This is a genomic window from Blastomonas sp., from assembly GCF_041747255.1.
Lineage (GTDB): Bacteria > Pseudomonadota > Alphaproteobacteria > Sphingomonadales > Sphingomonadaceae > Blastomonas.
Genome location: NZ_JBGTFM010000209.1, coordinates 1 through 18,494, shown reverse-complemented (window position 1 = coordinate 18,494; position 18,494 = coordinate 1). Strand labels below are relative to the sequence as shown.

Here is an 18,494-nt window from a genome sequence, read left to right as displayed (position 1 = left end):
AAGCGGTTGTTCTGTCCGGCAATCGAGATGGCGCCGCCGTTGGTGGGGTCAAGGTTGACGCGCGGATCGCGCGCGGCGAGGTTGCGGATGTCGCGGTTGACGTTTGACACTCCGGCGATGTCACGCGCGCTCAGCACGGTGCCAGCGCCCGATTCGAGCGCCGTTCCACGGCCGATCGACGACGCTGTCACGACGATCACAGCCTGCGACTGCAACGCAACCGGAATACGCACCGGCTGACCAGCCTGCAGGAAAATTTCGGTCACCGATGACTGTTCATAGCCACCAGCGTTGACTTCTACCACGAACGGGCCGCCGAGACGCAGACCGCTGACGCTGAACGTGCCGTTGCTGTCGGTGGTCGTGCTCGAAACAGTGCCCGAAGGCGTATGGATGATGCGCACCTGCGCACCGGGAAGAGCGGCACCGTCTCCGGTTACATCACCACGGATTGTTGAGCTGGTTTCCTGCGCATGGGCCGGAACTGCAGCCAGCCCGCAGGCCAGCGAAAGAGTGGCAGCGCTCGCTGCGAGATAATAGCGAAATTGCATTGTTCGTTCCCCGTTCTTGTCGCCTTGCAACACCAGCGACAGATGAAAGCGCACTCTCAAACAGAGCTGATCGGCGCACTAGTTGCCGCTAAGGGCAGAAAAGCGAAACCGATGTGAAAAATATGTGACACTTAGAAGTCAGGCGCAGTCATCCCCGGGATACAGCCGGGATGCATCACGCAATACGCTGTAAAATATGGATTATTTCAATCGGCGCCGGCGATTGACCTATCGCCCCCGGATTGCAACAACTGGTCGCATTGTTCGCAAGTGCGGCAAAAATGCCACGCCGTTGGCGCCGTATGGTTAACAAACGTGTCCGGACATGACGAATCGTCCCCGCCATTGGCCCAACAAAAAGGGCACGGGAAACCCGCACCCTATTAATTTCGACGCGCCTTGCCCGTCAGACAGAAAACGTTGGGGTCAGGCGGCGTCCCCTGCCTCTACCTTGTCCTTGTTGGCGAACACCTGGATCGGGTCCTTGCGGCCCTCGACCACATCCTTGTCGACCACGATTTCGGACACGCCCTTCATGCCAGGCAATTCAAACATCGTATCGAGCAACATGCTCTCGACGATCGAGCGCAGCCCGCGCGCTCCTGTCTTGCGCTCGATGGCCTTTTTGGCAATCGCCTCGAGCGCGTCCTCGGTGAAGCTGAGGTCAACGTCCTCAAGCTCGAACAGCTTCTGATACTGTTTGATCAGCGCGTTCTTGGGCTCTTTCAGAATCTGCACCAAAGCGCCGATATCGAGGTCTTCGAGCGTCGCGATGACCGGCAGGCGGCCAACAAACTCGGGGATCAGGCCGAACTTGAGCAGATCTTCGGGCTCGGTCTTGGTCAGCATCTCGCCCGTCTTGCGCTCTTCGGGCGCGGCGACATGCGCGCCAAAGCCGATCGACTTGCCCTGCAGACGGTCTCCGATGATTTTTTCCAGCCCCGCAAACGCACCGCCACAGATGAACAGGATGTTGGTGGTGTCGACCTGCAGAAACTCCTGCTGCGGATGCTTGCGTCCGCCCTGCGGCGGCACGCTGGCGGTGGTGCCTTCCATCAGCTTGAGCAGAGCCTGCTGCACGCCCTCGCCGGACACATCGCGGGTGATCGAGGGGTTCTCAGCCTTGCGGCTGATCTTGTCGATCTCATCGATGTAAACAATGCCGCGCTGCGCCTTCTCAACATTATAGTCAGAGGCCTGGAGCAGCTTGAGGATGATGTTCTCGACATCTTCGCCAACATAGCCCGCTTCGGTCAGCGTTGTCGCATCCGCCATCGTGAAGGGCACGTCGAAGGTCTTCGCCAGTGTCTGCGCGAGCAATGTCTTTCCGCAACCGGTCGGGCCGACGAGCAGGATGTTCGATTTGGCGAGCTCAACCTCGCCGCCGCCCTTGCCTGAATGGTTCAGCCGCTTGTAATGGTTGTGCACCGCGACCGAGAGCACCCGCTTGGCGCGGTTCTGGCCGATAACATAATCGTTGAGGACATCGCAGATCTCCTGCGGGGTCGGCACGCCGCCATCCTTTTTGCCCGCCAGACCTGCTTTTGATTCCTCACGGATGATGTCGTTGCACAGCTCCACGCATTCATCGCAGATGAACACTGTGGGACCGGCAATCAGCTTGCGGACTTCATGCTGCGATTTGCCGCAGAAAGAGCAATACAAAGTGCTCTTTGAATCGGAACCGCTCAGCTTCGTCATATTGCTTCCTTATGCTCTGACGCATGTCTGGCAGAGCCCCACCTGAATCAGCCTAATGCATCGCGCGCAGATTTCAACATGCAACAGGCGGCTAACACTGGACGCTCATAGCCCAAAGACGTTGCTATTTGCTTGCGTCTTCGCTCGGGGCCGGGCGCTTGTCCATCACATGATCGACAAGGCCGAATGCCTTGGCCTCGTCTGCTTCAAGAAACGTGTCGCGGTCCATCGCGCGCTCAATGTCTTCCAGCTTCTTGCCGGTGAACTGCACATAAAGATCGTTCATGCGCTTGCGGATGCGCAAAATCTCGCGCGCCTGGATTTCGATGTCGGAGGCCATGCCGCGTGCGCCGCCCGATGGCTGGTGCACCATGATGCGCGCATTGGACAGCGCGGTGCGCATCCCCGGTTCACCCGCCGCGAGCAGAAAGCTGCCCATTGATGCGGCCTGGCCGATGCACACGGTCGCGACGCGCGGACGGATATACTGCATGGTATCATAGATCGCCATGCCCGCCGTCACCACGCCGCCGGGCGAATTGATGTACATCGAAATATCCTTTTTGGGATTTTCCGATTCGAGGAACAGAAGCTGCGCGACGATCAGCGAGGCCATGTTGTCCTCAACCTCGCCGGTCACAAATACGATGCGTTCGCGCAGCAACCGCGAGAAAATGTCGAAGCTGCGTTCACCGCGATTCGACTGCTCGATGACAATCGGGACCAGGGCATCGCGGATGGTATCGTGCATAAACCGGCTTTCTTTCTGCGCTTGTGTATCAGCTGTATGTCAGCCACCTAAATCGGCCTGTTTCCCAAAGAGTTCAAGCCCTGATGGCGGCGAGGTCGCACAATGGTCGCCTGCAAACCATCTCTCTTGATGGGAGAAGGATACAGAGCCTTGCCGAGCGCAAGCGATGCTGGGCGCAGTTGGACGAGGGCGGAAAGGGGCGCGGCGACGCTTTCACCCTCACCCAGCTTCGACCAATTCGCTGCGCTCATAAGTCTGCGCAACCCTCTCCCATCGAGGGAGAGGGGTTGGCAGTGGCAGGCGCCTCAAGCTTTCTTCGCAACTGCCTTCTTGGCCGGAGCCTTTTTTGCAGCAGGCTTGGCTTCAGCATCAGCAGTTGCTGCCTTGGGCGCGGCCTTCTTTGCCGGTGCCTTTTTCGCGACTGGATTTGCTTCCTCAGTCGTCACAGATTCAGCAGGTGCTGCGTCAGCAGGCGCTGCTTTAGCGTCCTTCTTCACCGCAGTTTTTTTAGGCGCGGCCTTTTTGGCCTTGGGCTTTTCAGCGGCGGCGTGATCGTGATCGTGATCATGGTCGCAATCGGGGCCGTGGACATGGTCGCCGGAGGGGCCGCCATCATCTTCCGCCTCAATCGCCGCTTCCAGCTCCTCGCGGGTCACGCTGCGTTCGGTGATCGTCGCCTTGTCGAACAGAAAATCGACCACCTTGTCTTCATACATCGGCGCGCGCAGTTGGGCTGCGGCCATCGCATCGTTGCGGATGTATTCGGCGAAGCGCTGGCGATCTTCCTGACGATACTGTTGGGCGGCCTGCGCGATCAGCATGTTCATTTCCTGCGCCGTCACCTCTACCCCGTTGGCCTGGCCGATCTCGGAGAGCAGCAAGCCAAGGCGCACGCGGCGCACCGCGATGGCGTGATATTCGTCGCGATCCTTTTCCATTTCCGCGCGCGCGGCATCGGCGTCTTCTTCCTGCGCGGCTTCCTGCTCGAGCTGCGCCCAGATCTGGTTGAACTCGGCCTCGACCATTGAGGGCGGCACCTCAAAGTCATGGCTCGCTGCAAGCTGATCGAGCAGGCGACGCTTCATGTGCGTGCGGCTGAGGCCACCCAGTTCCTGTTCCAGCTGGCCTTTGACCAGCCCGGTCAGCTGTTCGAGGCTTTCCAGCCCCAGCGCCTTGGCGAAATCGTCGTCGATCTTGGTCTCGCCGGGCTTTTTGACTTCGCCCACGACAATGTCAAAGGTAGCAGCCTTGCCGGCCAGATCCTTGCTGCCGTAATCTTCGGGGAAAGTGACATTGATCAAAGCCTCGTCATTGGCCTTGAGGCCGATGAGCTGGTCTTCGAATCCCGGAATCAGCTGGCCCGATCCGATAACCACAGCCATGCCTTCGCCCTTGCCGCCATCAAACGGCACGCCATCGACCTTGCCTTCAAAATCAATCAGCACCTGGTCGCCGTCTTGGGCCTTGTAGGTCTTGGTCGCCGTGGTGTAGCTCTTCTGGCCATCAGCGATGCGCTGCAGCGCCTCGGTGACCGCAGCCTCGCCGGGCTCGACCATCAGCCTTTCGAGCGTGATGTTGTCGATCAACGGGGTCGGAACTTGCGGCAGCACCTCAAGCGCGATCTTGACCTCGGCATCTTGCCCTGCGGCATAATCATCGTTGAGGTTGACGGCAGGCTGGATCGCCGGGCGCAGTCCGTTTTCGCGGATCGCCTTATCAACGCTTTCCTGGATCGAGCTGTTCAGCGCATCGGCATGCAGCGATTCGCCGTGCATCTTGCGAATCAGATTGGCGGGCACCTTGCCGGGGCGAAAACCGGGCATGCGCACCTGCGGAGCGATCTTTTTCACCTCGGCATCCACCCGGGCTTCAAGATCCTTGGCGGGAATGGTGATGGTATAGGCCCGCTTGAGGCCTTCGTTCAGCGTCTCGACAATCTGCATCGGCTTAAACTCTTGTCTTTCCATTGTTTCGAAAGGGCGTTGGTTCCCTTCCCGGCCATCGCCATGATGGTGCGGGCGAAGGGACTTGAACCCCCACATCTTGCGATACCAGAACCTAAATCTGGCGCGTCTACCAGTTTCGCCACGCCCGCGTCGCGGTGATCAAGCGCGTGCGTCTAAAGAAGGTTGCGGCAAAGGGCAAGGGGCAGGCGCGCATCACGCTGGCGGGGCATTGGGCCGATGCGCGACAATTCCACAAGGGAAAATCCGCCGATGTTGCCACCGGCGGATTGCCCTTTTCCTCCCCAGGAAAACTCGTGCCAGGAAAACTTGTAATCGCGCGCGATGCGCCGTGTGGTTACCCGAACTGGTTCATCGTGTTGTTGACGCCGCCTGCCTTTAACGCCGCCTCGCCAGCGAAATATTCCTTGTGCGCGTCACCAATGTCGCTGCCCGACATGTTCTGATGCTTCACGCAGGCGATGCCCTGACGCAGTTCCTGACGCTGGACGCCGAGCACATAGCCCAGCATGCCCGCCTCACCAAAATACTCGCGTGCGAGGTTGTCGGTCGAAAGCGCGGCGGTGTGATAGGTCGGCAGCGTGATCAGGTGGTGGAAGATCCCTGCGCGCTTGGCGCCATCGGCCTGGAAGGTGCGGATGCGCTTGTCGGCAGCGATGCCGAGTTCGGTAACGTCGTATTTCGCATCCATCAGCTGGGCACGATCATAGTCGGACACATCGAGCCCCTCTGACACCATCGCGTCATAGACCTGCTGGCGAAAGTTCAGCGTCCAGTTGAACGACGGCGAATTGTTGTAGACGAGTTTTGCATTGGGCACGACTTCGCGGATGCGGTCCATCATGCCCGCGATCTGCTCAACGTGCGGCTTTTCGGTCTCGATCCACAGCAGATCAGCGCCGTTTTGCAGGCTGGTGATGCTGTCGAGCACGCAGCGGTCCTCGCCGGTGCCGGGGCGGAACTGGAACAGGTTGCTGGGCAGCCGCCTGGGCCGCATCAGCTTGCCATCGCGGTTGAGGATGACATCGCCGTTGCGCGCGGTCGCCGGATCAATTTCTTCGCAATCGAGGAAACTGTTGTACTGGTCGCCGAGATCGCCCGGCGCATTGCTCACCGCGATCTGCTTGGTGAGGCCAGCGCCCAGCGAATCGGTGCGGGTGACGATGATGCCATCCTCGACGCCCAGTTCGAGGAACGCATAGCGGCAGGCACGGATCTTGGCGATGAAGTCTTCATGCGGCACGGTGACCTTGCCATCCTGATGACCGCACTGCTTTTCGTCCGACACCTGATTTTCGATCTGAAGCGCGCAGGCACCAGCTTCGATCATCTTCTTGGCGAGCAGATAGGTGGCCTCGGCATTGCCGAAGCCGGCATCGATGTCGGCAATGATCGGCACGACATGCGTCTGGAAATTGTCGACCTGCGCGAGCAGCTCCCGCTCCCTGGCGCTGTCGCCAGCGGCGCGCGCCTTGTCGATGCCGGTGAACAGCAGATCGAGCTCGCGCGCATCGGCCTGACGCAGGAATGTGTAGAGCTCTTCGATCAGCGCAGGCACGCTGGTCTTTTCGTGCATCGACTGGTCGGGCAGCGGGCCAAAGTCGCTGCGCAAAGCAGCGACCATCCAACCGGACAGATAGAGATACTTGCGCTTGGTGGTGCCGAAATGCTTCTTGATCGCGATCATCTTCTGCTGCGCGATAAAGCCGTGCCAGCAGCCCAGCGACTGGGTATATTGCGATGCGTCTGCATCATAGGCGGCCATGTCCTCGCGCATGATCTTCGCGGTGTATTTCGCGATGTCGAGACCGGTGCGGAAACGGTTCTGCAGCTGCATGCGGGCAACCGACTCGGCGTCAATGCCGGTCCATTTGCCGTCTTTGCTGCCGATCAGCTGTTCATTGGCGCGGATGTTATCCTGATAAGCCATGGGAATTGTCCTTGTTCTCATTTCAGTCTGTGTCATGAATTGACAATCAATATGTCGCTCTTATGCGTCGGAATGCGCACCGGCCAGCAAAAGTGCGGTAATTTCGTGTCTCGCAGTTGCAACATCGTCCGGCTATCTTTGTCATATTGTCAATAAAGCGACAAAAAGCTTGCAGCGTGACCCGCGGAACCGGTCGCCTGCTGTCTGCGTAACGTTGGTATCGCTTCGCACGAAAGGACCCGCATCATGGCCAGCCGCCCCGAAGACCCCGCGATCCCCGATCCCGACACCATCAACCCGCAGTCGCCACCCGAACTGCCCGGCACGAACCCGCCAATGGAAGAGCCCGACCATAGCCCGGATGAGGTCACCCCGCAGCAACCCGATGTGATCGAACCGGGTCGCGGACCGGATGAAATGCCCGCGCAGCCCGACGCTATGTGACATTACATTATGTGATGTTGCAGGCGGGCGATTCAGAGTCCGCCCAACCCATCGTGGCTCAGTCGGGACGCATTGCACCCGGTTGCACATCGCGACAAATGCGCTAAGCGCTGGCCGCCATGACGGCCTATAAACCTGGTGATCCTGTCTCGGTGCGTCGGCTTTATGGTCGTCAGCAGAATCACAAGCTGCGCATCGGCCAAGCAGACCTTGTCGAAACGCTGTTGCCGCAGATCGCTGTGCCCGAAGACGGCCCAATCACCGCCGAGCGACTGTTTGGCAGCAATCGTCCGCTGCATTTCGAAATTGGCTTCGGCGCGGGCGAGCATATGGCCTATCGCGCCGATCTGCTTCCCGATCACGGCTTTATCGGTGCCGAGCCGTTCCTGAACGGCGTAGTCGGCGCGCTGCAGCATGTACGCGAAAAGGCCTTGCCCAACATCCGCCTGCATATGGGCAATGCCATCGATGTGCTCGAACGCGTGCCCGATGGTGCGCTGTCGTTCGTGTATCTGCTGCATCCCGATCCCTGGCCCAAGGCACGCCATGCCAAGCGGCGGATGATGAACAAGGGGCCGGTGGATTTGATCGCCTCCAAGCTGAAGCCCGGCGGCGAGTTCCGCTTTGGCACCGATCACCCGATCTATGTCGCGCATGCAATGATGGTTATGAATTGCCATCCAGCGTTTGACTGGCTGTGCACCAGTCCCAAGGACTTTCTTACCCGTCCCGGCGGCTGGCCAGAAACCCGCTACGAGGCCAAGGCGCGTGCGCAGGGCCATGAGGTCTGGTATTTCCGTTATCGGCGGCGGTAGAGCCGGGCTAGCGCTCGATAGACGTGCTGACCATGTACCGAGCGCTGCCCGCACCAGAAAATGAGAAACAATATCAATAACTGTGATCGATTTTCTCGATCATATTATGCAAGAAAATCACATGGTCGCCCGGGCAAAACGCGCATAGTCTTAGCTCCGAAGCAAACAGTAGCAGAGGATTGACCATGGGACTCAAGGGATCGAAGACCGAGCAGAGCCTGAAGGACGCGTTCGCTGGCGAAAGCCAGGCCAACCGTCGCTACCTCTATTTCGCACAGAAGGCCGATATTGAAGGCCATAATGATGTCGCCGCCGTGTTCCGTTCGACCGCAGAAGGCGAAACCGGCCACGCGCACGGCCATCTGGAATTTCTCGAAGAAGTTGGCGACCCCGCAACCGGCGAGCCCATCGGCGGCACGGTCGACAATCTGAAGTCGGCCATCGTCGGCGAGACCCACGAATATACCGATATGTATCCGGGCATGGCGAAGACCGCGCGCGATGAGGGTTTTGACGAAATTGCCGACTGGTTCGAAACGCTCGCCAAGGCCGAAAAAAGCCACGCCGGCAAGTTTCAGAAGACGCTCGACGCGCTGCTCGCCGAAGCCTGATTTTTCAGTTGAACGACGACTTGGCCTGCCCGCCGCGCTCCGGCCCGGCTGGCAGGCCTTTTTCATCGCACGAGGTCAGCCATGGCAACCGACTATAAGGAAGGCAGTCTTGACGCGCCGACTCGCCATGCTTTGCCCTGGCGCGACGAGGGCTGGTATGATGAAGCCGCGCTCGATGCCGAGCTTCGCCGGGTGTTCGACATCTGCCATGGCTGCCGCCGCTGCTTCAACCTGTGCGACAGCTTCCCCAAGCTGTTCGATATGATCGATGAGAGCCCGAACGAGGAGGTAACCGATCTGTCTGCGGGCCAGATCGGCGAAGTCGTCGCAGCCTGCACATTGTGCGACATGTGCTTCATGGTCAAATGCCCCTATGTGCCACCGCATCCGTTCGACCTCGATTTTCCGCACCTGATGCTGCGCTATCGCGCGGTTGAACACCGCAAGGGGCACACCAGCCGCGCCGACAATTTACTCGCCAACACTGATCGCAACGGCGCCCTGGGCACAGTGTTTTCCGATGTCGCAAACTGGGCAACCGACACCGGATCGGGCACGACGCGCGGCATCATGCAATCGGTGCTGGGCATCGACAAGCGCGCGCACCTGCCCGCTTTTGCCGACATTGCGCTTACCAATCGCGCGCCCGCGCTGCTGCGCGCACCCAACCCCGATGCACCCGGCTTCGGACGGCGGATCGCGCTGTTTGCCAGCTGTTATGACCAGTTTAACGACCAGACGCCGGGCGAGGCAGCGGTCAAGGTGCTCGCGCACAATGGCATCGCGGTGCGGATTGAACACCCCGAATGCTGCGGCATGCCGAGGCTCGAAAACGGCGACATTCCGGCGGTGGCGAGCGCCGCGACGCGGATCGCTGCGCATTTCGCGCCGCTGATTGACGCAGGCCATGATGTCGTTGCGGTCACCGCGAGCTGCGCGCTGATGATGAAGTTCGAATGGCCGCTGATCGAACCGGACAATGACGACATCCGCAAGCTCGCGGCGGCGACCTTCGATATCAGCGAATATCTCGTCAGGCTCGCCAGGGATTGCGGGCTGGTCCCAATCGACGCGATGGACGCGAGCATCGGTGTGCATTTCGCCTGCCATGCCCGCGCACAGAATATGGGCCCCAAGGCGATGGAGATGCTGCGGCTGATCCCCGAGGCGCGGCCGGTGCTGACCGAGCGCTGCTCAGGCCATGGCGGCAAATGGGGCATCTACAAGGATAATTTCGACACCGCTGTGAAGCTCGCGCGGCCCACCGTGCGCGCGCTCGAAAAGACGGCGCCCGATTACATGGTCAGCGAATGTCCGATCGCCGGAACGCATCTTCAACAGGTCATGGCAATCGGAGGGTCAACGCAGGTGCCAGAGCGCATCGGCCACCCGATTGAGCTGATGGCCAAAGCCTATGGATTATAACTGAAGATGGAAACGACCATGCCCAAGGATCGCCGCTCGATCACCCGTGACGATATCCTCAGCCCCACTGATTATGAGCTGATCCGCATCGACAAGCGCCAGGAGAGCATTCTGGCCAAGAGATTTTCACGCCTCGCGGTCGGCCCGCACGCGATGATCACGTTCGAAAGCTGGGACAGCATGTGGCTGCAGATCCAGGAGATGCTGCGCATCGAAAAAGGCGGCGAAGCGCAGCTGGCCGATGAGCTGGAGGCGTATAATCCGATGGTGCCTAATGGCCGCGAGCTGACCGCGACGCTAATGTTCGAGATCGAGAACCCCGAGCGGCGTGATCGCTTTTTGCGCACCATCGGCGGCATTGAAGACCATATTACATTGGTTGTTGGCAACGTCACGATTGCGGCGGTTGCCGAGCAGGATGTCGCGCGCACCAGCGCATCGGGCAAGGCCAGCGCAGTGCACTTCCTGCACTTTCCGCTCGATGATGCCGCGATTGCTGCCTGGCATGATGGCAATGCCATCGCGATGGTCCAGATTGCCCACCCCAATTACGGCCATGCCGCATTGATTGGCACAGAAACCCGGAATTATCTGACTCGCGCCTGTTTATGATGGGTGCGGTGGCGGTGCGTCAGCGCGGGATGGGATAGCTGCGCCCGGGTTGTGCGTTAAACTGGCGGCCATTGCTTTCGCTCTGCTCACCATTTGGCAGCGGCGCAATGCCAGCTGTGTCAACGACTTCGGCAGGTGTCGTTTCGATCATCGGCGCGCCGAATACCTCATCGCCGCTGTCCGGAAAGACCACCGGTGCAGGTCGCACAACCGGGGAAGATTGCGGCACGGGAGCAGGTGCAGCGGTTTGTGGCGGCAGGTTGCCTGCTTCTTCATGACCCGCCTGCGCCAGCCTGGGATCAGGCGTCACCGACCCGGCAAACATAGCCGCTGCCAGCATGATGCCGCCAGCGCCCATTATGACCTGCTTCAGCATGTCTCTTCGGCCCCAATATTTCTGTCAGGCAACAACCTATAGCGCAGAGCGGTTAACGGTTTGTGAGCTGCTGATGCGCAAAGGCGGCAGAAATCCGGGGGGTTGCCGCAATTGCGAGGTATCAGGCGGGGCGGCGGGATTGCCCCGCACGCCCCGATCCTCTCCTGCTAACCGATCGTTCAGACCAACCAAGCTTGGCTCTTGTTTCAAGGCTGCTAGGCATTTGTTACGCACATGGCACGATAAATTTACAAGACCAGCGGCAAATATCCGATCAAATGCGTGTCTTCTCTTGTTGCCTTGTCAATTTATCGACATACCGATCCCATGTCTGATGGCCGTCTGCTGATAGGTCCGGCGCTGCGCCGGTTGCGCCGCAATGCCGGGATCACTCAGGCGTCGATGGCGCAGCAGCTCGATATATCGCCCAGCTATCTCAATCTGCTCGAACGCAACCAGCGCCCGGTGAGCGCCCGACTGATGCTGGCGCTGGCCGAACGTTTCAACATCGATCCGCGCGACCTCGCCCTACAGGAGCCAGGCGGCGGAACCGGCGCGATGCGGCGGCGGCTGGCCGATCCGGTGTTTGCCGATCTTGCGCTCGATGCGACCGAAATCGATGACTGGCTGATCGCTGCGCCCGGCACCGCGCGCGCCTTTGCGCGACTTTACGATCAGGTCCACAGCGGCCTTGCGGCGGGCGGCACCCCTGTCGATGATCCGGTGGCCAAGATTCGCGCCGAGATCGAGCGCTGGCGCAACCATTTTTCCGATCTCGACCACGCCGCCGAAGCACTGGCGGACACCCTGCGGCTGCAGAGCGGCGATCTGTATGCTGCGATTGCCGAGCGGCTGCGCACCAAGCACCAGCTCGCCATCCGGGTGCTGCCCGAAGAGGTGATGCCAGGGCGGCTGCGACGGCTCGATCTGCATGCCCGGCAACTGCAGCTGTCAGAGATGCTCGATATGGCTTCGCGCACCTTTCAGGCCGCTTACCTGCTCGGCCAGCTTGAGCACCGCAGCGATGTCAACGCGCTGGTCGCTGGCGCACAATTTGGTGATCGCACCGCTGAGCGGCTCTATCAGCGCCATATCTTCAGCTATTTAGCCGCCGCTGTGATAATGCCTTACGGGCGGTTCCTGCGTGCCTGCGAACAGGGCGGCTATGACATGCTTGTGCTGCAACGGCGATTTGGCGCAGGCTTTGAGCATGTCGCGCACCGGCTGACGACGTTGCAGCGCGTCGGCGCGCGCGGACTGCCATTCTTCATGGTGCGGGTTGACCGCGCCGGGCAGGTCTCCAAGCGCTTCGGCGGCGCGAACCAGGCCCCGCTTGCCGATACCGAAGTGACCTGCCCGCTGTGGCACCTGCATCAGGCGTTTTCGCGCCCCAGCGATGTGCAGGTGCAGCTGGTCGAACTGGAAGACGCCAGCCGCTGGCTAACCCTGGCGCGCAGCGTCCAGGGCGCAGGCTATGGCGCGGCGGGCACCACTGCACAGTTCGCGATCGGCCTTGGCGTCGCGGCGGAGCACGCGGCGAACCTGTGCTACGCGCGCGGGCTGGATTTGAGCGCAGCTGGCGCAACGCGGATCGGTCCCGGCTGTGCGATGTGCAAGCGCGGCGATTGCCCGCAACGATCAAAACCCCCCATCGGCATCCGCCTGACCTTCGATGATCGCGAGCGCGGCATCACCCCGTTCGATTTCGTAACCGACTGAATATTCTTGGTGTGAAGGAACCTACAGGGTTCGCGCTGCGTAGTGACCGCATCATTCACCTGCGAATGAAGAGGGACATAACATGACCGATCCGCGCAATACCGACACATCTGGCCAACGCGCCAGTGAGCCCACAGGCCAGCACAATGCTGATCCAGCGGCTGCTCCGGTGCAAACCCACACCACAGTGATCGAGCGAGAGTCGTCGCGCGGTGGCCCGGGGATCATGACCATCCTGTTGCTGGTGGTGCTGGCCGTCGGTGCCTTTTTCGCGTTCCAGTTCATGCAGCAGGGCGAAGTGCGCACCGATGCGGTTGCTGGCGCTGCGGGTGAGGTTGGCGAGGCTGCGCAAAAAGTTGGCGATGCCGCGCAGGATGCCGCTCAGAATTTGGGGCAATAACGCAATTATGGCACCCTGCATCGATACGGTGAGGTGGATGCGATAAACATCTGCGCTATGCACGGAACAGTGTAAAGTTAACCGACAATTGACGTCTGACGGGTAACGCTTTTCCGTATGTTCAGGGTGTTCAAACATTATGTGCCGCATGCCGTGCTGCTGCTCGGGATGTTTGACCTTGCGTTGCTGGGATTGGCGGCCGAGATCGGCTGGAACTGGCGCGCACACGAGATTGGCATGGACGCCGGGCCGATTGCCGATCGCCCGCTGCCGATCATCAGCTTTGCGTTGCTGGTCCATATGGCGATGATCGCGGTCGGGGTTTACGGTCCGGATGCGCTGCAATCACTGCGCTTCGCAGCCGCGCGGCTGCTGGTCGCGGTATCGCTTGGCGTCATCTTCCTGTCGGTGACGTATTTCATCTTCCCCGGTGCCACCCTGTGGCGCTCCAACAGCCTGTATGCGATGATTCTGGCGATCGTGTTCCTGATCGCCAACCGCATTTTTCTCGGCGGGTTGCTGGGCACCACCGCCTTCAAGCGCCGCCTGATGGTGCTCGGCGCGGGCAATCGGGCGCAGCGCGTGTTCGACCTTGCAGAGCGGCCCGACGCCGGCTTTGTGCTGGTTGGCTTTGTCGCAATGAACGACGGGCCGCTGGTGGTCGAAGAAGCGATCAACCGCGATGCGATCAAGAATCTCGCCAAGCATGTCGAGAATCTCAACGTCACCGAAGTGGTCTTGGCGCTTGAGGAACGGCGCAATGCGCTGCCGGTCAACGACTTGCTGCGCATCAAGACGACCGGCGTGCATGTCAACGATCTGTCGACCTTTCTCGAGCGTGAAACCGGGCGAGTCGATCTCGACACGGTCAACCCGAGCTGGTTGATCTTTTCGGACGGGTTTTCAGCAGGCCGCCGGATCTCGACGATTGCCAAGCGATTCTTCGATCTGGTGGTCAGCAGCATTCTGCTTGCGCTGACCGGGCCATTTATCCTGCTGTTTGCGCTGCTGGTAAAGCTTGACAGCAAGGGCCCGGCCTTCTTCCGGCAGGAGCGGGTCGGCCTGTATGGCCAGCCCTTCCAGATCATCAAGCTGCGATCGATGCGCACCGATGCGGAGGTTGATGGCGCGCAATGGGCGCAGAAGAACGATCCGCGCGTCACCCGGATGGGCCGGTTCATCCGCAAGGTGAGAATCGATGAGCTGCCGCAAGCCTGGAGCGTGCTGAAGGGCGACATGAGCTTTGTCGGGCCGCGCCCCGAGCGGCCCGAATTCGTCGCCAGCCTGGAAACCCAGATGCGCTATTACAATGAGCGGCACATGGTGAAGCCCGGCATCACGGGCTGGGCGCAGATCAACTATCCTTATGGTGCCTCGGTCGAGGATACCCGCCACAAGCTGGAATATGACCTTTATTACGCCAAGAACTACACGCCCTTCCTTGATCTGCTGATCATCCTGCAGACGCTGCGTGTGGTGCTGTGGCCCGATGGGGCACGCTGAGAACCATGGCACTGTGGCAGGACATCGGCCTCTGGGGCCATATCGGCGCGGCGGCGCTGACGATGATCGTCGCGGCATGGCTGGTGCGGCGTTGGGCCGGGCTGCACGACACGCGGCCCTCGCTGGGCGATGCCGCGCTGCTGCTGGCGTTGCTGGCGACCAGCCTGTGGGCCTTTGCTGCAGGATCGTTCGGCGGCGCAAACCCTTATGCCGGGCTGGCCGAATGCATGCGCAATCTCGCCTGGCTCGGCTTTCTGTTCCAGATGGTGCAATCCGCCAAGGCGCAGCCGCGCACGGTCACCGCCGTCTACGCTGTGCTGGGGCTGGTGCTGATCGCGCAGGCGATACTAGATTTCGGCCTGTCCGGTTTGATCGCCGGATCGGAAATGTCATCACATTTTGGCGCAATCGGCCTGACGAGTTCGCTGTTGTTGCGGATGATCTTCGTGGTCGGCGCCCTTGTCCTGGCGCATAATCTTTACAGCGTTGCCGATGAGCACACCCGCGCCAACCTGCGCCTGCCGCTGACCGCGTTGGCCGCGATGTGGCTATATGATCTCAACCTTTATACGGTTGGTTATATGGGCCGCAGCCTGCCCGATGATCTGGTGGCGTTGCGCGGATCGATGATGGTGTTTGCAGTGCCATTCTTTGCCCTCGCCGCCAATCGGACGGGCGGGTGGAAGCTCACCCTGTCGCGCAAGATCGCCTATCGCTCGCTCTCGCTGTTTTCGATCCTCGGCTATCTGCTGACAATGGTCGCTGTCGCGCAATTGCTGCGCGCGATGGGCGGGCCGGTGGCGGGCTTTGCGCAAATGGCTTTGGTACTGGGCATGTCGCTGGCGGCGCTGGTGCTGCTGCCCTCTGACCGGTTCCGCGCTTGGTTCAAGGTCAAGGCGACCAAGCATTTCTTCCAGCATCGCTATGATTATCGGCAGGAATGGATCCGCTTTACCGAAACCATCGGTCGGCCCGGCGATGGCACCGCGCCGTTTCACGAACGCGTGATCAAGGCGACTGCCGATATCAGCGACAGCCCGGCGGGTCTGCTGCTCGCCCCCAACGAAACCGGGCGGTTGCAGCTGCTGGCGCGCTTCAACTGGCCGACCGCCGATGTTCCGGCACAGGCCTGCACGGCGGGCACGATCGGCTATTTCCAGTCGTCCGGCCGGATTGTCGAACTCGACGAGCTGCGCGCTGGGCGCGACACGACGACCGACATGCGCGCCATCCCGAGCTGGGTGCTGGCCGAAAGCAACGCCTGGGCGATGGTGCCGCTGGTTCATTTTGACCGGCTCGCCGGAATCGTCATCCTGTCGCGCCCGCTGGTTGACCGGCAGCTGGATTGGGAAGACCTTGACCTGCTGCGTCTCGTCGGCCGCCAGCTTGCCAGCTATCTGGCAGAGGCGCGCAGCCAGGAGGCGCTGCGCGAGGCCGACCAGTTCGACCAGTTCAACCGGCGCATGGCGTTTGTGATGCACGATATCAAGAATCTGGTCAGCCAGCTCAGCCTGGTCGCGCGCAATGCCGAAAAACATGCCGACAACCGCGAGTTCCAGGCCGACATGATCGCCACCTTGCAAAATTCGGTCGGCAAGATGCACACGTTGATCCAGCGGCTGACCGGCTATGCAGCGCCCGCGACCGAGGCGGTGCGCGCCATCGACGCTGAAAAGGCGGTGCGCGCCATGCTGGCCGACAAGGCTGGTCACCACGCTGTGGTGATCACGGTGAGCCATCGCGTGACGATCACGGCGGATGCAAACAAGCTGCAGCAGCTGCTTGGCCATCTGGTCCAGAACGCGATCGATGCCAGCCCGCCGGACCAGCCGGTACAGGTCAACATCACGCGGGATGGCCTGAGCGGGGTGATCGAGATTGTCGATCACGGCAGCGGCATGTCGCCAGATTTCGTGCGCACCAAGCTGTTCAAGCCGTTCATCTCCAGCAAGCCGGATGGCTTTGGCATCGGTGCCTATGAAGCGCGGTTGCTCGCTGAGGCAATGCAGGGCCGCATCGTGGTTGAAAGCCGCGAAGGCGAAGGCAGCCGCTTTGCCGTCTATTTGCCGCTGGCCAAGATGATTGACGACGCTGCGCAGGCAAATGATGTCGCGCGGCCAGCCAGAGAGGTGGCCTGAACCATGAACGAGATGTCCCCTGAAGCCTTGCTGCACGCGAGCACCGGCAAGGGCGCGCGCAAGCTGCCAAGGCTTTTGGTCGTCGAGGATGACCTGGGCCTGCAGCGCCAGCTGAAATGGGCGTTCGATGATTTTGAGGTGCTGTGCGCCAGCGACCGCGCCAGCGCCATCGATATGCTGCGCCATGAAGAGCCCGATGTGGTGACGCTCGACCTGGGCCTGCCGCCCGATCCTGACGGGGTGAGCGAAGGCTTTGCGGCGTTGGCCGAGATTTTGCGGCTGAAGCCCGATACCAAGGTGATCATTGCCTCTGGCCATAGCGAACGGCAAAGCGCGCGCGATGCCATTGCGCAGGGCGCATATGATTTCTACCGCAAGCCGGTGGAAATCGACGATCTGGCGCTGATCGTGCGCCGCGCGCTCAACGTACAGCAGATCGAGCGCGAGAACGCGCGGCTGAACCTGAAATCGGGCGACGACCACCGCGTGCTCGGCGGGCTGATCACGGCGGATGCTCAGATGGTCAAGGCGGCGCGCACCATCGAGCGGGTGGCCAACACCAACGTGTCGGTGATGCTGCTGGGTGCGAGCGGCACCGGCAAGGAGCTGTTCGCGCGCGGCCTGCACGATCACAGCAACAGGCGCAACGCCGCTTTTGTCGCGATCAATTGCGCGGCGATCCCCGAAAACCTGCTCGAATCAGAGCTGTTCGGCCATGAAAAGGGCGCGTTCACCGGCGCGATCAAGACGACATTGGGCAAGATCGAGCAGGCCGAAGGCGGCACCCTGTTCCTCGATGAGGTCGGCGACATTCCGCTGGCGCTGCAGGTCAAGCTGCTGCGCTTCCTACAGGAACGGGTGATCGAGCGGGTCGGCGGGCGTTCGCCGATTGCAGTTGACACCCGCGTGGTGTGCGCGACCCACCAGAACCTTGAGAAAATGATCGCCCAGGAACGCTTCCGAGAGGACCTGTTCTACCGGCTGGCCGAGATCGTGGTCACCATTCCGACGCTGGCCGAGCGCCCGGGCGACGCGGTGCTGCTCGCCAAGCATTTTCTGGCGCGCTTTGCCAAGGAGATGAACCCGGTGGTCAGGGGCTTTGCCCCCGATGCGCTCAAGATGCTCGATGCCTGGCATTGGCCGGGCAATGTGCGTGAGCTTGAAAACCGTGTAAAGCGCGCGGTGATCATGGCAGAAACCCGGCTGGTGCGCGCCGAAGACCTCGATCTGGAGCGCGCCGAGGGTGAGGCGGCAGAGCTGCTGAACCTGAAGGCCGCGCGCGAAATGGCAGACCGCAAGGCGATACGCCACGCGCTGGCACGGACCGAGGGTAACATCTCGGGCGCGGCCAAGCTGCTGGGGGTCAGCCGCCCGACGCTGTACGATCTGCTTAGGCAATATGATATCCAGGCCTGACATCGGGGCGGGGCGGGGCGCGCTGCCGGGGGGGCTGGTCGCGCTGCTGGCAGCGGCGGGCTTGCTGATGTCCGTGTCCGCAGTGCCGCTGGGCGCGCAGGATGGCACCGAAGCCCGCAACGCGATGGCGCGTGCAGC

General features: G+C 61.0%; 16 protein-coding genes and 1 tRNA gene. 10 read left to right on the top strand and 7 right to left on the bottom strand.

Translation table 11 applies throughout. The features are described from left to right. The 6 genes from ACEW8G_RS07535 to ACEW8G_RS07510 form a co-directional block, all read right to left on the bottom strand. Window positions 1-551 (bottom strand): carboxypeptidase regulatory-like domain-containing protein (locus ACEW8G_RS07535; RefSeq protein ID WP_373487814.1); only part of this gene is annotated, 551 nt, incomplete at its 3' end. A gap of 426 nt (window positions 552-977) precedes the next feature. Then, on the bottom strand, window positions 978-2,252 hold the full coding sequence (gene clpX, locus ACEW8G_RS07530) for an ATP-dependent Clp protease ATP-binding subunit ClpX (RefSeq protein ID WP_373487813.1): 1,275 nt from the start codon (window positions 2,250-2,252) through the stop codon (window positions 978-980). A 124-nt stretch (window positions 2,253-2,376) separates the two neighbouring features. Beyond that, a complete protein-coding gene (gene clpP / locus ACEW8G_RS07525; RefSeq protein ID WP_373487812.1) occupies window positions 2,377-3,003 on the bottom strand; it encodes an ATP-dependent Clp endopeptidase proteolytic subunit ClpP in 627 nt (208 codons plus the stop codon). 305 nt (window positions 3,004-3,308) lie between these two features. Further along, on the bottom strand, window positions 3,309-4,946 hold the full coding sequence (tig, locus tag ACEW8G_RS07520) for a trigger factor (RefSeq protein ID WP_373487811.1): 1,638 nt from the start codon (window positions 4,944-4,946) through the stop codon (window positions 3,309-3,311). 67 nt (window positions 4,947-5,013) lie between these two features. Then, window positions 5,014-5,098: transfer RNA gene (locus ACEW8G_RS07515), tRNA-Leu, on the bottom strand. A gap of 206 nt (window positions 5,099-5,304) precedes the next feature. Beyond that, window positions 5,305-6,897 carry an isocitrate lyase gene (locus tag ACEW8G_RS07510; protein WP_373487810.1) on the bottom strand — a complete coding sequence of 531 codons (1,593 nt, stop codon included), beginning with the start codon at window positions 6,895-6,897 and terminating at the stop codon, window positions 5,305-5,307. 246 nt (window positions 6,898-7,143) lie between these two features. Between ACEW8G_RS07510 and ACEW8G_RS07505 the strand changes: the two genes are divergently transcribed. The 5 genes from ACEW8G_RS07505 to ACEW8G_RS07485 all read left to right on the top strand — a co-directional run bounded on the left by ACEW8G_RS07505 (window position 7,144) and on the right by ACEW8G_RS07485 (window position 10,804). Further along, window positions 7,144-7,341 (top strand): hypothetical protein, encoded by a 198-nt coding sequence (locus ACEW8G_RS07505; protein WP_373487809.1) that lies wholly within the window; start codon window positions 7,144-7,146, stop codon window positions 7,339-7,341. 119 nt (window positions 7,342-7,460) lie between these two features. Further along, window positions 7,461-8,156, top strand: coding sequence for a tRNA (guanosine(46)-N(7))-methyltransferase TrmB (locus ACEW8G_RS07500; protein WP_373487808.1), 696 nt, complete (start codon window positions 7,461-7,463; stop codon window positions 8,154-8,156). 185 nt (window positions 8,157-8,341) lie between these two features. Beyond that, a complete protein-coding gene (locus ACEW8G_RS07495; protein WP_373487807.1) occupies window positions 8,342-8,767 on the top strand; it encodes a rubrerythrin family protein in 426 nt (141 codons plus the stop codon). Between the two features lie 81 nt (window positions 8,768-8,848). After that, the gene (locus ACEW8G_RS07490; protein ID WP_373487806.1) at window positions 8,849-10,192 is read left to right on the top strand and encodes a heterodisulfide reductase-related iron-sulfur binding cluster; all 1,344 of its coding nucleotides are present in this window, start codon (window positions 8,849-8,851) and stop codon (window positions 10,190-10,192) included. Between the two features lie 18 nt (window positions 10,193-10,210). After that, on the top strand, window positions 10,211-10,804 hold the full coding sequence (locus tag ACEW8G_RS07485; RefSeq protein WP_373487805.1) for a DUF3501 family protein: 594 nt from the start codon (window positions 10,211-10,213) through the stop codon (window positions 10,802-10,804). Window positions 10,805-10,823: 19 nt separating this feature from the next. On the opposite strand, the gene ACEW8G_RS07480 is transcribed toward ACEW8G_RS07485, so the two are convergent. Next, complete coding sequence (locus ACEW8G_RS07480; RefSeq protein ID WP_373487804.1) at window positions 10,824-11,180, bottom strand: hypothetical protein; 357 nt, start codon at window positions 11,178-11,180, stop codon at window positions 10,824-10,826. A 327-nt stretch (window positions 11,181-11,507) separates the two neighbouring features. On the opposite strand from ACEW8G_RS07480, the gene ACEW8G_RS07475 reads away from it, so the two are divergent. From ACEW8G_RS07475 to prsR, 5 genes are all read left to right on the top strand, one after another. Beyond that, a complete protein-coding gene (locus ACEW8G_RS07475; RefSeq protein ID WP_373487803.1) occupies window positions 11,508-12,899 on the top strand; it encodes a short-chain fatty acyl-CoA regulator family protein in 1,392 nt (463 codons plus the stop codon). A gap of 82 nt (window positions 12,900-12,981) precedes the next feature. Next, complete coding sequence (locus tag ACEW8G_RS07470; protein ID WP_373487802.1) at window positions 12,982-13,299, top strand: hypothetical protein; 318 nt, start codon at window positions 12,982-12,984, stop codon at window positions 13,297-13,299. Between the two features lie 117 nt (window positions 13,300-13,416). Beyond that, on the top strand, window positions 13,417-14,802 hold the full coding sequence (locus tag ACEW8G_RS07465) for a TIGR03013 family XrtA/PEP-CTERM system glycosyltransferase (RefSeq protein ID WP_373487801.1): 1,386 nt from the start codon (window positions 13,417-13,419) through the stop codon (window positions 14,800-14,802). 5 nt (window positions 14,803-14,807) lie between these two features. After that, window positions 14,808-16,940 carry an XrtA/PEP-CTERM system histidine kinase PrsK gene (gene prsK, locus ACEW8G_RS07460; RefSeq protein WP_373487800.1) on the top strand — a complete coding sequence of 711 codons (2,133 nt, stop codon included), beginning with the start codon at window positions 14,808-14,810 and terminating at the stop codon, window positions 16,938-16,940. A gap of 12 nt (window positions 16,941-16,952) precedes the next feature. Further along, complete coding sequence (gene prsR, locus ACEW8G_RS07455; RefSeq protein ID WP_373487815.1) at window positions 16,953-18,356, top strand: PEP-CTERM-box response regulator transcription factor; 1,404 nt, start codon at window positions 16,953-16,955, stop codon at window positions 18,354-18,356. Window positions 18,357-18,494: the final 138 nt, after the last annotated feature.